This window comes from Mycobacterium stomatepiae (assembly GCF_010731715.1).
GTDB classification, from domain to species: Bacteria; Actinomycetota; Actinomycetes; order Mycobacteriales; family Mycobacteriaceae; genus Mycobacterium; species Mycobacterium stomatepiae.
In genome coordinates, this window is sequence record NZ_AP022587.1 from 5,595,076 (window position 1) to 5,609,823 (window position 14,748).

The following is a 14,748-nucleotide window of genomic DNA, read 5'->3' on the forward strand; positions in this document are numbered from 1 at the left end:
TCCTTACGGTGTAGCACGCACGTACTACTTCGACGAGTCTGCTGCGTGAATCTGCCATGTCGAAGCTAACTATCGGGAGAGAGTGAAAAGCACAAATATGGTCATCGGGCCGATCGTCTCGGGGCTTCGAAGGGCGGTCGCAGGCGGCGTGGCCGCGGCAGCTGAGTTGGTGGGCGGGGACCGTCCCCGCCGCCGCTGGGCCGGCAACGGCCGGGGGTGGATCGAGCTGCGCATGCCCGACGAGGATCGGTTGTCCGAGTACGCGACCGTCCTGGAGGACACGATCGGCAGCACCACCGGTGTCGCACGCACCCAGGTGAACTGGCCGCTCTCGCGCCTGATCGTGGACATCGACGAAAACGGACCGACAGTAGACGATTTGGCCCTGATGGTGGAGGCGATCGAGCGGGCCTTCACCGAGAGACCCGAGCCAGACGAGCTATCCGAATTCGAAACGCGATCACCGGCCCGGCTGCCGGTGATCGACATTCCCGGGGACGGCGCGGAGGTCGTCAATCGGATGAGTCTGCTCGGGGCCAAGGCGTTGTCGCTGGGTGTGACGACATTCCTTCAGGTGACACGGATGCCCAGGCTGCCGCGCGCCTTCGCCGCCGCGACGACTTTCGCCGAGGCGCAGCCCGACGTGCGCCGGGTGTTCGAGCGGGCCCTGGGCCGTGGGCGCGCCGACGCGCTGCTCGCGTTGGGCACTGCCATCACGCAGTCGCTCGGCCACACCCCGTCGGTGATCGCCGCCGACATGTGCCTTCGGAGCCTGCGCCTCATAGAAGCGCTGTCGGCCGTCGAGGCGTGGAATGAGCACGAACCTCATTTGGCGCTCAGCGCGGAGTGCGAAGCGTATCCCCAGACGCGACGGCCTCGGCCCGTGCCGGACACGGCATCGGAGAACTACGCCCGCGCAGCAACCGCGGCGGGCCTGGCCGGCGCCATTGCGCTGACGGTCAGCGGCGGGGCCGCACTGGCGAGCGAGGCGGTCATCGTCGCCGCGCCGCGCGCGCTCAACTATGCCCGCGAGTCGTTCGCCACCACGTTCTGCGCCGGCCTGAACCGCTACCACCACACCCTGGTGATGCGGCCCGACGCGATCCGGCGCCTCGACGGTGTCGACGTGCTCATTGTCGAGCCCGCGGTGCTGATCGGTGAGACGCTGCGCGTCGCCGAGATCAGCGGCGTGGACGGGGAACTGCGCACCAAGGTGTGGCAGTGCGCCCAGAACGATGTCAACGACGGTCTGCTCGGTGCCGGCGTGCACACCGGGTGCTCGCTGTCGCCCGCGCACCAGTTGCCGGAGCTGCGCGACCTCGAGGTCGTGGTGGCGCGCAACGCGGATCCCTATGCCAAACCGCTGATGGCGGCCGCGCGTGCCGCCGATCTGAAGCTCATTTCGGTGGACAAGGCCGATGCCGGGCACCTGCGCGGGACGTTCGACGAACTGCTGCCCGTCGAGGACGACGACGTAGATCTCGCTATCTACGGTGCGGTCCGGCAATTGCAGGCTGACGGAAGGATCGTCGCCGTCGTCGGGCGCGACCTTCGACTGGCCTTCGCGGCCGCGGACCTCGCGCTGGCCGTCTGGCCCGCCGGGCGGGCGGCGCCCGCGTGGACGGCCGACGTCTTGATGCCGGATCTCAAGGTTGCCTGCCGGATTGTCGGCGCCATCCCGGCGGCAAAGTCGGCCGCGCGGCGGGGTGTCGAGTTGGCCGCTGCCGGAACGCTTTTGGGCTCGTTGACGCTGTTGCCGGGTGTTCGGGCGGCGGGCGTGCGGCCGAGTATCGCGGCCGCCGCGATCGCGCTGATCCCCGGATACGCGATCGGCCGAGGAGTGTCCAGGCGGCCCGATCCGGCCGCGGCGTCGGACACGGAATGGCATGCGCTGGACGCGGATCAGGCGCAGGAACACATCCGCGCGCTGTGGTCCAATCTTGCCGACACGGTAGCCGCCGCGGCGGCCCAGGTTCCGAAGACGCGGATGCAGGCGCTGGCCGCCGGTTTCGCGGACATCGGCAAGGACGTCGTCGAGGCGATGTGGCACGAGATGCAGGATCCGCTCACCCCGATCCTGGCCACCGGGGCGATGGCGAGCGCACTCGTCGGTTCGCCGATGGACGGTGTTCTGGTCGGGATCGTGCTGGTGGGCAGCGCTGCGATTGCCGCGGCGCAACGCCTCAGCTCGGATCGCCAGCTGAACAAGATGCTCAGCGCCCAGGCGCCGCTCGCCCGCGTCATCACGGGCCGCGACCAGTTCGAGATGGTGGGGACCGAGCACTTGTCGCCGGGGACCATCATCGAGGTCCGGGCCGGCGAGGTCGTTCCCGCCGACGCGCGCGTGCTGAGCGCCGTCGCCGTGGAGGTCGACGAGTCGTCGCTGACGGGCGAATCGCTGCCGGTGACCAAGAACCCTGCCCCGACGCCGGGCCGTCCGCTGGCCGAACGCGCCTGCATGATCTACGAGGGCGCGACGGTACTCAGTGGCGTGTGCCGCGCGGTGATCGTCGCGGTCGGCGACGCGACCGCCGCGGGCCGGGCCATGGCGCTGGCCCCGCGCCGGCGCGACGAGGTCGGCCTGCACGCGCAGCTGGCCGCGGTGACCGCAAAGGTGTTGCCCTGGACGCTGACCGGTGGCGTCGGCGTGATCGCCACCGCGTTGCTGCGCGGCTCGGGCATCAAGGAGGCCGTAACCAGCGGCGTGTACTGTGCGGTCGCCGCCGTGCCGGAAGGTCTGCCGTTGGTGGCGACCCTGGCGCAGCGTGAGGCGGCCCGGCGGCTGACCGAGCGGAGCGTCCTGGTCCGGGCGCCGCGGTCGGTCGAAACTCTGGGCCGCGTCGAGGTGGTCTGCTTCGACAAGACCGGGACGCTCAGCGAAAACCGTCTCGTGGTAACAAACGTTTCCGCACAGCCGGGTTTCGACGAGGACGTCATCCTCGAGCGCGCGGCGCTGGCCACCCCGGTGGCGGTCACCGAGCACGCTCCGCTGCAGGCGACGGATGCCGCCGTCGTCAATCGGGCCGGAAGCCAGCCGAAGCGCGACTGCGAGTTGCCGTTCCGCGCAGGCCGAGCCTACGCGGCCGGGCTGGCCGGCGATACCCTCGCGGTCAAGGGCGGCCCGGAGATCGTCCTGTCGGCCTGCGTGGAGGGCCAGGACGACGACCTGCGCGCGGAGCTGTTGGCGCACGTCCACGAGATGGCGACGTGCGGCCTGCGGGTGATCGCGGTCGCCGACAAGACGTTGACGGACCCCGAACTCGAGATCGCGGCGGACAAGGGGCTGGAACCGTTGTGCCGCAACGGACTACGTCTGCTCGGGTTTCTCGGGATCACCGACACGCCGCGGCCGGACGCGCGGGAACTCCTGCTCGGGCTGGCCAAACGGGACATCGGCGTGCGCGTGATCACGGGGGACCACCCGGCCACCGCACGCGCCATCGCGCGCGAGATCGGGCTCGACGTCCCCCAAGACTGCATCATCACGGGCGCGCGCTGGGAGCGGTTGTCGATCGCAGAGCGGGCCGAGGTCGTCAAGACCAATGTGATCTATGTGCGGATGTCACCCGAGCAGAAGGTCCAGATCGTCCAGCAGATCAGCAATTCCGGCGTCGTGACTGCGATGGTGGGCGACGGCGCCAACGACGCCGCCGCCATCCGTGCCGCGGCGGTGGGCGTCGGCGTGTCCTCGCACGGCAGTGACCCGGCCCGCGGCGCCGCCGACGTAGTGCTGACCGAAGGCCGCGTCGGAAGCCTGCTGGAGGCGATCGAGGAAGGTCACCGGCTGTGGCAGCAAGCGCAGGCCGCGGTCGGAATGTTATTGGGTGGCAACGCCGGTGAGGTTGCGTTCAACATGTACGGGACGATGGTCCGCGGCACGGCGCCGCTGACCGCCAGGCAGATCCTGCTGGTGAACATCCTGACCGACGCGTTCCCGACGACCGCGGTTGCGGTGAGCGCGGTCCGCAACATGCGACCGCCGTCGGAGCGCGGGATCAACATGGACGATCTGATGCAGACCGTCGCCATCCGCGGCGCCGCGACCACCCTTGGCGCGAGCGCTTCGTGGAGCCTGGCCACCTTTACCCGCGCGGCTCCGCAGCGTGCGTCGACGGTCGGTCTGGTGGGCTTGGTCACCACGCAGCTCGGGCAGACGCTGCTGGATTCACGCGATCCGCTGGTGGTCAGCACCGTCGTCGGCACCTTCGTCGCGATGGGCGCGCTGATCACGACCCCGGGCCTGAGCCAGCTCGTCGGTTGCGTGCCGCTGGGTCCACTGGGGTGGATCGAAGGTGTGGCGCCGGCCGTGGCGCTCACCGTGCTCACGGCCACCAAGCCGGACTTGTTGCTGCGGATGGCATCGATGATCGGGAAGCGCGTCTCGAAGTACGGCAACGAGGCCGACAGCGTCTTGACCAACATGGTGGGCTCGCTAACGACGTGGGCCCAGGAAATCCCGGGTATGGACAGTGGCAACGACGTTAAACGCGACCGGGCGCCGAAATTGGAACTGACACCAGCCGGTTAACTGACGACACGACGGAGAGAGACTGACATGACCACGCTGGACCAAGACCAAAATAGCTCGGCTCCAACGAGTTCCGATGCAGACATGCTGCACGAAGATCTACAGGAAGAGCTGCGGTCGGGACCGACCTTCGCGCAGCGGTGGGCGGCCTACGCCGAGGCGCACCCGAACTCTAAGCGCGCCCGGACCCTGGGCACCCTGCGGGAGCTGGAATCACGGGCGATCGAATTGCCGATCATCGGAAAGTTCCACCGGCCCGACAAACACGACATTGTCTATATCGCGGGACTGGCCGCGCTGCTTGCGCTCGGCGCGGTCGAGCTGCCGATCGCACTCGTCGTGCTGGGCGGGCACGTGTTGGTCAAGCAACACTCCAGCCGTTCGCTGGCTGCGGTCGGTGAAGTCATGGAAGACGTCTTCGGCCACCACATCTAGAACCGCGGCGGCTCGCCGTCTGGTGGATGGCCTGATGAGTCGAGTTGTGTTGAAGCCGAAATCAGTTCGCGCACCTTGCGGTTTCGCCGTCGCTCGGCGGTGATGTAGTCGTGGCGGTACTTGGCGCGGGTGCGACGCCGCCTCGGCATCATGGCGGCCCGGTCGGTGCAGCGGTCGGGTCGCACGGGCGAGGCCGCCTCACCAGTGGGCGCGCACAAGTCCGGAAACAGCAGTGCGCTGCCGGGTGCGGTCACATGAGTGTGCCCGGACGGCGCCGTCCAGACGACCGTACCGTCGGGTAGCTGTCGATCTCGCCAGCCCCAAAAGGTCTTGACCAAATGATGAAAGCGGCACAGGCACTTGAGATTCGACGCGTGAGTGCGTCCCCCTAGGGAGTGGGGGATGGTGTGGTCGAGATCGCTTTCGGTGGCCGGCTGGTCGCACCCGGGGAATCGGCAGGTCAGATCGCGGCAACGCACGAACTCGGCCAGGGCCCGCGAGGGGACGTATCCTCGCTCGGCCGGCGCATCTCCGGGATGCGTCAGCTGCTGCAGCTTCGCCGACTCGGCCAGCTGCGTGATCAGCTCGGCGGGGATCAGCACATCGGTGCCGATGACCACACCAGGCTCCGGTGCGTTGCCGTCGACGGTGGACTGGTTGGCGACCACGTGGATGACCACGGGGCTCGGCACCGGCATCGTGCTCGCGACGCACGTCGGCTGACCGCAGCGGCACGTCAGTCGGTCCGCTCCGGCCGCCAATGCGCCCAGGGCGTCGGCCCGGCGCTGCTTGACGGTGCGCGGATCTCGTTCGCACACGGTGCGCGCCAAGGCATTCAATCGCGCGTCCACCCCGCGGGCATCGGTGGTGACGAGTCTGCCGAAGACCTCGGTCAAGCCGTCGCCGCCTTCCCAGAGGGAGAACTCGCGGTCCGCCTGCCGCTCGCGGGTACGCCGAACCGCGTCGCGGTCCACCCTGGCCACCACTCGATCGACCGCGGCGTTGAGTCGGCCCCGGGTCATCGACGGCCACTGTCGCACCTTCGCCGCGAGTTTGGCGTCGACCGCGGCCATGATCTCGGGGTCGGTGATCAAGTCGGTGCGATAGACGATCGCCTGGAATGTCGAGTAACTGATGTCGCCGGCGATAAAGGCAGCACCTATGCGCGGCAGACGGTTTCGCATAGCGCGCGAATAGTTCAGGTAACTCGAAGCCAGCCCTTGACTGATGTGCAACGCCGCGGCGACCTCCGCGGAGATCGCATCCCAGGTGTCGCTCACCCAGGACTCGCGTTCCCCGCACTCGCGCAACCGCAGCAGATCCAGTTCACCGATCGCCGCGAGCCGTGCGCCTGCCGCCTGGTTCTCCGCACGCGACGCCGCCCGGATTCGATCGACGAGCTCCGCCGCCCCAGCATCGAACATACATTCGAGTATGGTGCGGGGGTCCGACAGGTGCTACCCGCCCCGGGCGGCGATCATCGCCGATCGATTGACCTTGGTGGCCGCCGTGCGCGGGATCGTGTCGACGAACTCGACCGTCTTGGGCGCCTTGTAGGGCGCCAGACGGTTCTTGGCGTACTCGATCACTTGGGTCTCATCCAGTGCCGCGCCGTCGGCGGCCTGCACCACCGCGTGCACGCGCCGTCCCCACCGCTCGTCGGCGAGTCCGATCACGACGACATCGGCGATGCCGGGATGGCCGGCGAGGGCCGACTCGACCTCTGCCGGAAAGACATTCGCGCCGCCGCTGACGATCATGTCGACCCGGCGGTCGACCAGATAGAGGAAGCCGTCCTCGTCGAGGTGGCCGATGTCGCCGGCGGAACGAAAGCCGTCGTCGGTCGAGGGCAGCGGCGGTGCACCGCCGAGATAGCGGTAGCCCGCGCTCATCGGCGCCCGCAGATAGATGTCGCCGTCTTGACCGGTGGGCACCGGATTCTTGTCGGCATCCAGAATCCGGATCTCGGTGTCGCGGAAGCCGCGTCCGACGCTGCCGGGGTGCGACAGCCACTCGTCGCCCCGCAGTGCGGTGAGCCCGAGATTCTCGGTCATACCGTACGCAGTCACGATCCGCTCGGGGCTCAGCAGCTCGAACCAGGTGTGCAGCAGCGACGGCGGCATCACCGCGGCGCCCTGCAGAATGAACGCGACGCTGGACAGGTCGCGTTGCCGGACGTCTGGCCGCGCCGCGATGCGGGCCAACATCGTCGGCGTGGCGGTGAAATTGGTGATCCGATGCCGTTCGATTACGTCCAAAACCAATGCGGCATCGAACGTTTCGAGTATCACCAGGTGATTTCCGCCGAGCAGCATCAGGAAGGTCGCGAAACCGTTGGTGTGATACATCGGCGCCGGCACCATGATGGTCTGCGGCATCTGCACCGGTGCCCAGTTGGTGATGAACGGTTCGCCCTGCTCGGGAATCCACAGCGACGGCGCCAGGTTGAGGATCACCTTCGGCACGCCGGTGGATCCGCTGCTGCAGATCCCGTTCGCGGTAGGGGAGATGGCCTCGGGCAGCGGGTCGTCGGACTCGCCGGCCGCGCGTGCGTCCAGCTCCCACCGGGTCTGCTCGTCGACGACGACGGCGGGGTCGATCACCGCGCGCACCCGATCCCGCTCCCACTCCGGCAGATCCCAGCGCATGGGGATCGGGACCGCGCCGATTTTCCAGCACCCCATCGTGGCCAGCACCAGGTGCGCCGAGTTCGGGATTGGCAGTGCGAGAAGGGAACCCGTTTGTGCCCCGGCGGCCGCCAGGGCGCGGCCCCATTGGTTGGCCCGGGCGTCGAGCTCACCGAACGTCAGCGCCGCCGCGGTGCCGTCCAGCGCGACAACCGTCACCGCCGCCGTGTCGCGCTGGTCTTCGGCGAGCCTGGCAAGCTTGGTGCAGAACGGCACTCCGTTTTCGAACGGGTTGGGTGTCACCCCGGCCGTGGCGGACTCTGTGCTCATATGCGCCGCTCTCCCCCGCAAGCGGGAGGTGCCCCCACTTCATCGCTGCGCTCTGCATCGTCGCCGGCGCGCGTCATGCGGATACGGGCTCGCTGAACAACGTCTCGAAAGAGCCGTTCCGCACATCGGAGATCAGGCGCAGTCCGAGCGCCTCGGTGCCCAGGGGAAGGCGGATCAGCGGCTGGGTGTGCCGGTCGAGCACGCTGACGTCGGACTCGTCGCAGAAGCCCAGCGCACCGAGCAACTGGTGGGAGGTGCGCAGCACCTGCCGTGCGGTGTCGGTGGCCTTGAACCGCAGCACCAGCGCGTCGGCGGAATGCACCTGCACCGGCAGCGATTCCGGCCGGCATATGGTGTATTTCGCCAGCTCGTACAGGCCGCGAACCGCGACCGAGGCATCCGCGACGGCGAACCGGACGGCCTGGAAGTCCGCCAGCGGCTTGCGGAACTGGATGCGGGCCTGCACATGGTCGGTGACGATCTGCAGCGAGCGCTGCATTGCTCCCAGAATCCACCATGATCCCAGCACGAGATGAAGATTAACGTCGGCGGCCGCAACTATCCCATCGGGTGCGCTTAACGAGGCCGGCACCAGGAAGGGGCCCAACTTTGCGTTCGTGCGCGACGCGATCTGCAGACGGTAGCGGTTACCGTCCAGGTCCGCGCCGACCCAGTCACCGGGCAGATCGCCGTGGTCGACCCGCGGCGCCTCGGGATTGATCAGGGCCAGGCGGGCCCCGTCGATGGCCAGCAGCTCGTCGACGAGCGGGTAGGGCAACGCGTGCGCGCCGGCGGTTTGACACAGCACCGCCGCGGCCAGCCGGTCGTCGGGTCCGGACCGGACATCGAGCTCGAATGCGCCGAGTTCGTCCAGGGCGGCGCGGGCCGCGTCCCGAACGCTGTGATCTCGCTCGGCGCGCAGCGCGGCCTGCGGCCCGCCCAGCCGGTAGAACCGCTTGGCGGCAACCGTTGCGTAGTCGCTAATATCCTGTGGCAGTGTGGTTTTCATCGGTGCTCTCCCAGTGCATCCCGGGCCACCAGCATGCGTTGGACCTCGATGGTGCCCGATGCCACGGTGGCCGCTTGCGCGTAGCGCCAATGGTCTTCGATCGCCCCGTGCAGTGCCGACGACGCCCCGCTGTCCAGCGCGACCGGGCCCAGCACGTCGAACAGCAACTCGGCCACTTGCTGATCGCACGTGGTGGTGGCGATGCGGGCGGCGCTGGCCGCTGCCCCCGCGGACGGATCGTCCTGCAGCGACACCGCGCGATAGGCCAGCAGCCGGGCCACCCGCAAGTCGACCAGTGCCCGGACCCACCGGGCCCTAAGCGATTCGGGGAGCTCGTCCCACTTCTCGCCGAGCTCGCTTTGCATCCGGTGCAGCAGCGACTCGCAGCGCGCTTAGCGCGCGATACCGACCCGCTCGAAGGCGAGCGCTTCACGCATCACCCGCCAGCCGTCACCCGGCTCACCGAGGACGTCGCCGGGGAATGCCTGCACATCGTCGAGGAACATCTCGTTGAGGTGATGCGGTCCCAGCATCGACGGGATTCCCCGTACCGTGAAACCCTTGCGGTCCATCGGGATCAGAAAAAGAGTGAGCCGCTTGTGCTTTGGGGCGTCGGGGTCGGTGCACGTCGCCAGCACGCACCACGACGCCATCTGCGCGTAAGACGTCCACACCTTCTGACCGGTGATGCGCCAGCCGTCGCCGTCCGGTACGGCGCGGGTCCGCAACGACACGAGGTCGGTTCCGGCCTCCGGCTCGGAAAACCCTTGGCACCAAATGACATCACCGGAGGCGATGGCCGCCAGGTGCTTTGTCTTCTGTTCTTCGGTGCCGTAACGCATCAGTGCCGGACCAACCCAGTTGACGCCCATGTACTGCGGACCACGCGGCTCGTGCTGGGCCCACATCTCCTCGCGCAGCACCGTCTGCTGCCAGACCGAACCACCGCCGCCGCCATGCTCTTTCGGCCAGGCCAGGGCCAGCAGTCCCTCGACGGCCAGCAGCTTGCAGAACGTCTCGGTGGTGGCGAGGTCTTGCGGATCCTCTGTGCAGGCACCCAGAAAATCGGGCGGTACGTGGTGAGCGATCAACTCGCGCAGGCGGTGTCGCAGTTCGACGGCGTCGTCGCCGAGGTCGTAATCCATCACTATCCCTTCGGCAGCCCGAGCAGTCGCTCGGCGATGATGTTGCGCTGCACCTCCGACGTGCCGCCGTAGATGGTGGCGGCCAGCGCGTCCTGGCGTTCGAGCAGCAGATCCGGGTCGCTGGCCGAACGCGGCCCTTCGGCCGCGGCCGCAAGTTCCCAAACCCGTTGTAAGGTAACCGATCCGAGTAGCTTCATAATGTCGGCTTCCGGGCTGGGCCGTCCGGCCAGCTCGTTGCCCAGCGCGCGGTATCCGGTGGCTCGCAGCGCCTCGGCGTCGGCAAGCAGCGACCCGAGCTCGGTGCAAAGGTCCTGATCTTCGGCTCCGGCCTTGCGCACCGCGTTGAGCCCGCGCTTGATCTCGACCCAGTTCATGATCCAGATCATCTGGCGCTCATGGTGCAGCGACGACAGCGCGACGTTCCAACCACCGTTCTCCGGGCCCAGCAGGCTTTCCGCCGGAACCTCGACGTCGTCGAGCAAGACCTCACAGAACGTCTCGTCCGAGATCGACGACATCCGAATGGGCTCGATGCGCACGCCGGGCGAGTGCAGATCGAGGATCAGGCAGGAGATGCCTCGGTGTTTGGGCGCATCCGGATCGGTGCGCGCATAGAGCGTGCACCAACGCGATTCGTGGGCCTGCGTGGTCCAGATCTTGTGACCTTTGACCCGGAAGGCAGCACCGTCGCGTTCGGCGCGGGTGCGCAGTCCGGCGAAATCCGATCCCGCGTCCGGCTCGGACATGCCGAGTGCCCACCATTCGTCGCCGCGCAGCAGTGGCACTAGCAGGCGTTCGATCTGGGCGGGGGTGCCGAACTGGCGGATGCCGGGCGCGGCGACGCCGGGCCCCTGAATGTTGGGCAGCTTGGGCGCCGACCGCACCGCGCCCTCGATCCGCATCTCCATCGCGTCGCGCAGGCCCAGCGATCGCCCACCGTGTTCGCGTGGCCAGGTGGGCTGCAGCCAGCCTGCTTCGAAGGCGGCCCGCTGGTAGTCGCGACGCAGTGGGATGTCCCAGCGATATTCGCTGTAGTTGTCGTAGTAGTCGTTGGGCAGCAACGCGGCCAACCAGTCGACGAACTCGCCGACCGCTTCGGATGCGGTGGTCATGCCGAGATCCCGTCGAAGTCTCCGGCGAAACGGCAGCCCAGCTCGTGATAGAGCGCGCGACTGTCCCCCAACAGTGCTGCGCCCTGCCAGGCGTGCCGGACGTAGAGGTGCGCGTCGTGCTCCCAGGTCTGCCCCAGCGCACCGTGCACCTGGACCGCGGTGCGGGCACAGACTGCCGCGGCGTCGCCGGCCGCCGCCTTGGCCAGTGCCGCGGCGGTCCAGGCGTCCGCGGGTGCGGTGTTTGGATCGGCGAGGCGCGCCGCGGCTGCGTAGGTGAGGCTGCGGGCGCGCTCGACACCGACATAGTTGTCGGCCAGCGCGTGCTTGATTCCCTGAAATGCGCCGATCGGCGTGCCGAACTGATGGCGTGACTTCGCGTGCCCGACGGACAGGTTAAGCGCGGCGCCGGCCATGCCGACCAGATCGGCGGCGACGGCGACCAGCGGAGCGGTCAACGCCGACTCGAGGTCGACGGGCGCGACGGCCAAGGGTTCGGCGTCGATCTCGACGTCGGCCAACGGTTGGGCGGGATCGGTGGACTCGCCCGCGGTGATCGTCACGCCGTCGCCGGTGCGCACCACCACCGCGACGTAGCCGTCGAGGGAATTGGCCAACGTGACGATCAACTCCGCCCGCGACGCGTTGGGGACCGCGACCGCTCGGCCGCGCACGCGTCCGCCGCGCAGCGTCACCGGCGGGCCGGGCAGCCGAGATCCCTTGGCGTGCACCGCCAGGGTGGCAATAACTCCGCGGGCGACGTCGGTGAGCACCTCGTCCAGACCGCCCGACCGCAACACACCCGCGGCCAGACCGACGCTGCTGAGCAACGGAATTGGCGCCAGCGCGGCGCCACACTCCTCGAGAACGACGGAGAGTTCGACGGGCCCGTAGTCACCGCCCGCTGGCGCGGCGAGCTCGGTCCAACCGAGGTCAACTACGGTCTTCCACAGAGCGCGCCAGCGCTCCGGATCCGTCAGGGCCTGACGGGCGGCATCGGGAGGACATTCGGTACGCAGGATGCCACGCACCGCGTCGCGCAGCGACAGCTGATCCGAAGTCAGTCCGACGTCCATAAAGCCCCTAACATAACAAAGATAGTAAACTAGCGACGCGGACGAGCATAGGTGGGCGCATGGTCGAGTGGTATCTGTTCCTGCCGCAAGTGCGGCTGTCCGTGGGTGACATCACCGAGCGGGCCCGTCATGCCGAAGCCACTGGCTTCGATGGCATAGCGTTCATCGATCACCTCGAGGCGCCCGGGTTGCCCGGCGAAAGTATTTGGGAGGCAATGGCCGTCGCGACCTGGGTGGCGGCCAAGACCGAGCGGCTGCGAATCGGCCATCTGGTGCTGTGCGACGCGTTCCGACATCCCGCCGTGCTTGCCAAGCAAGCCGTCAGCCTCTCGGATGCCTCGGACGGCAGGTTCGACCTAGGCCTCGGCTCCGGATCCTGGCCCGCGGAGTTCACCAGATTCGATGTCGGTCAGCAGGATCCGGTGGCCCGGGTTCAGCAGCTCGGCCGCCATTTGGCCTTGATCAGGCAGTACTGGGGCGATGCAGCCGGAGGGGCCGGCGACGGCGCGGTTCAGTTGCCGAAGCGCAACCACCCGATACCGCTGGTTCTGGGTGGCAGCGGTCCCTGCATGATGGAACTCGTTCGCAATTACGCGGATTGGTGGAATCTGCAGGCCAACTACATCGACCGGTTGCCCAAGCTGGCCCCGTCGGCGGGCAGCGCCCGGATTTCGGTCCAGCAGATGATCGGCTTCGTCCGGTCGGGCGCCGATCCCGCCACCGTGCGTGAGCTCAGCACCCGTCGATTCGGCAACCTGGGGGCGGGGCTGGTCTGTGGTGACGCCGACGAGCTGATCCAGTACTTCGCGGATCTGGCCGCCCAGCGGGTCGAGCGCTTCTACGTGTGGTTCGCCGATTTCGCGAACCCGGAGTCGCTGCGTGAGTTCGGCGAAACGGTGATCAAGACGTTCCCTGGCGCCGGCGGCGGGCCTCGTTAGGGACGACCGGCGGTCGGGCATACGGACCGCGCTGCACCGCGGAAAGCCGGATCTCCGGCAGGTCGACCGACGGGTCCACGGTGTCCAGCCAGGCGACGGCCGCGGCCACGTCGGAGATCTGAATCGCGTACATCTCGAAGGGAACGTCCTGCAGCATCTCGGTTTCCACCGGGCCGGGTGTCACGATGTGCACGGCGATGCCGTCGCGGTCGACTTCGAGCGCCAGGGCGCGGGCGAACGCGTTCATACCGGCTTTCGACGCGGAGTAGGCGGTGCGCGCCGGCATCGGCTCGTGCGCGGCCGACGACGAGATGAACACGAACCGGGAGCCCGCGCGCATCCGCGGCAACACCGCCGCGGTCACCACGAAGCACGAATCCAGGTTGGCCGACATGATGGTCTGCCATTGCTCGAAGGTCTGCTTGCGCGCATACGTTCCGCCGAGCGCCCCTGCGGCATGGACGACGAGGTCGATCGTCTCCAAAGTGCTTATCGCGGTGGCAAATCCGTCGGGATCGGAGGCGTCGGCCAGGATGTGACGCGCCCCGATCTCCTCGGCCGCCGTGCGCAGCGGCTCCGCGCGCCGCGCGACCAGCACCACGTCATAGCCCAGTTCGGCAAGCCTGCGCCCGCAGCCCTTTCCGATCCCGCCGCTGCCGCCGGTGACCAACGCGGTTCGCATGCCGATGGGTGGCTTCCTTAGGACTGCCGCAGATCCCGCGGGCGTGGCCCCGAACGAGAAAGAGACTGCGGCGACAACGCATAGATCCGTTGCGCCGGCCGACCGGCCAGCACATAGGTCTGCGTATCGGCGAGGTGACGACCCGCGATGCGCCGAGCCCGGTCGACGTCGCCCTCCGCAATGGTCTCGGCGAGCTTGACATGCGTGTTGAGCACCGCGCGCCGCTGCGCCAGCGAGGGGTAGGTGCCACGCGCCGCGCTCTCGTCGGCCCACTGCTTTTCGTGGCTGCTCCACAGCGTCTCGAGGCTGCCGACGACCGCGATGATGGTGTGATTTCCGCAGCCCTGCACGATGAGATCGTGGAATTGGCGGCCAATCTCGGTGAACAGGCGCCCGTCGTCGAGGTGCTCGGCCATGGAATCGTTGACCTGCTTGAGTTCCGGCACGAGGGTGTCCGCCCGGTCCGGCCGCTGAGCCGCCAGCGCGGCGCACGCGGGCTCGAGCTCCTGCAGTGCCATGCCGAGGTCGGCGACTTGAACGGACTCGCTCTGCAGCAACAGGCCGAGCATGTAGGCCGCGCTGGTCTTGGCGGGTGCGTGCACGACGGCGCCGCCGCGGTTACCGCGGCGCACCGAGACCAGGCCCTCGGTCTCGAGGATGCGCAGCGCTTCGCGCAGCGAGACCAGGCTGACGTTGAACTGTTCGACGAGTACTTCCTGGCGCGGCAGCAGGTCGCCGTCGGCAAGCTCGCCGTCGATGATCTGGCGACGCAATTCGTCGGCTACGATCTCGGCGATCCTCGGCGCCGACAACCGGCGACGGGCATCGGGACCAATTCCCAGAGCGGGCATCCAATCCTCGCAGTCGCG

At 68.3% G+C, this 14,748-nt stretch carries 10 protein-coding genes and 1 pseudogene; 3 read left to right on the forward strand and 8 right to left on the reverse strand.

All coding sequences use genetic code 11. The annotated features are described in order from the left end of the window. Positions 1-82: 82 nt before the first annotated feature. Both G6N54_RS26640 and G6N54_RS26645 read left to right on the forward strand, forming a co-directional pair. Positions 83-4,528, forward strand: coding sequence for a cation-translocating P-type ATPase (locus G6N54_RS26640; RefSeq protein ID WP_163793465.1), 4,446 nt, complete (start codon positions 83-85; stop codon positions 4,526-4,528). A gap of 27 nt (positions 4,529-4,555) precedes the next feature. Beyond that, entirely contained in the window at positions 4,556-4,963 is a 408-nt protein-coding gene (locus G6N54_RS26645) for a hypothetical protein (RefSeq protein ID WP_163793467.1), read from the forward strand. On the opposite strand, the gene G6N54_RS26650 is transcribed toward G6N54_RS26645, so the two are convergent. The 6 genes and pseudogenes from G6N54_RS26650 to G6N54_RS26675 form a co-directional block, all read right to left on the reverse strand. Next, on the reverse strand, positions 4,960-6,387 hold the full coding sequence (locus tag G6N54_RS26650; protein WP_163793469.1) for an HNH endonuclease signature motif containing protein: 1,428 nt from the start codon (positions 6,385-6,387) through the stop codon (positions 4,960-4,962). The genes G6N54_RS26645 and G6N54_RS26650 overlap by 4 nt on opposite strands. A gap of 33 nt (positions 6,388-6,420) precedes the next feature. Then, a complete protein-coding gene (locus G6N54_RS26655; protein ID WP_163793470.1) occupies positions 6,421-7,920 on the reverse strand; it encodes a class I adenylate-forming enzyme family protein in 1,500 nt (499 codons plus the stop codon). Positions 7,921-7,993: 73 nt separating this feature from the next. Further along, positions 7,994-8,929, reverse strand: coding sequence for an acyl-CoA dehydrogenase family protein (locus G6N54_RS26660; protein ID WP_163793473.1), 936 nt, complete (start codon positions 8,927-8,929; stop codon positions 7,994-7,996). Then, positions 8,926-10,074: pseudogene (locus tag G6N54_RS26665) on the reverse strand (acyl-CoA dehydrogenase family protein). Before G6N54_RS26665 ends, G6N54_RS26660 begins: the two are co-directional and overlap by 4 nt. Before the next feature lie 2 nt (positions 10,075-10,076). Continuing rightward, positions 10,077-11,186 (reverse strand): acyl-CoA dehydrogenase family protein, encoded by a 1,110-nt coding sequence (locus G6N54_RS26670; protein ID WP_163793474.1) that lies wholly within the window; start codon positions 11,184-11,186, stop codon positions 10,077-10,079. Beyond that, positions 11,183-12,259, reverse strand: coding sequence for an acyl-CoA dehydrogenase family protein (locus tag G6N54_RS26675; protein WP_163793476.1), 1,077 nt, complete (start codon positions 12,257-12,259; stop codon positions 11,183-11,185). Before G6N54_RS26675 ends, G6N54_RS26670 begins: the two co-directional genes overlap by 4 nt. Before the next feature lie 59 nt (positions 12,260-12,318). Here G6N54_RS26675 and G6N54_RS26680 point away from each other — a divergent pair, with 59 nt between their 5' ends. Next, a complete protein-coding gene (locus tag G6N54_RS26680; protein WP_163793477.1) occupies positions 12,319-13,197 on the forward strand; it encodes an LLM class flavin-dependent oxidoreductase in 879 nt (292 codons plus the stop codon). Here the strand turns inward: G6N54_RS26680 and G6N54_RS26685 are convergent. Next, a complete protein-coding gene (locus G6N54_RS26685; RefSeq protein WP_163793478.1) occupies positions 13,160-13,879 on the reverse strand; it encodes an SDR family oxidoreductase in 720 nt (239 codons plus the stop codon). The genes G6N54_RS26680 and G6N54_RS26685 overlap by 38 nt on opposite strands. 17 nt (positions 13,880-13,896) lie before the next feature. Then, positions 13,897-14,730 (reverse strand): FadR/GntR family transcriptional regulator, encoded by an 834-nt coding sequence (locus tag G6N54_RS26690; protein ID WP_163793480.1) that lies wholly within the window; start codon positions 14,728-14,730, stop codon positions 13,897-13,899. Positions 14,731-14,748 lie beyond the last annotated feature (18 nt).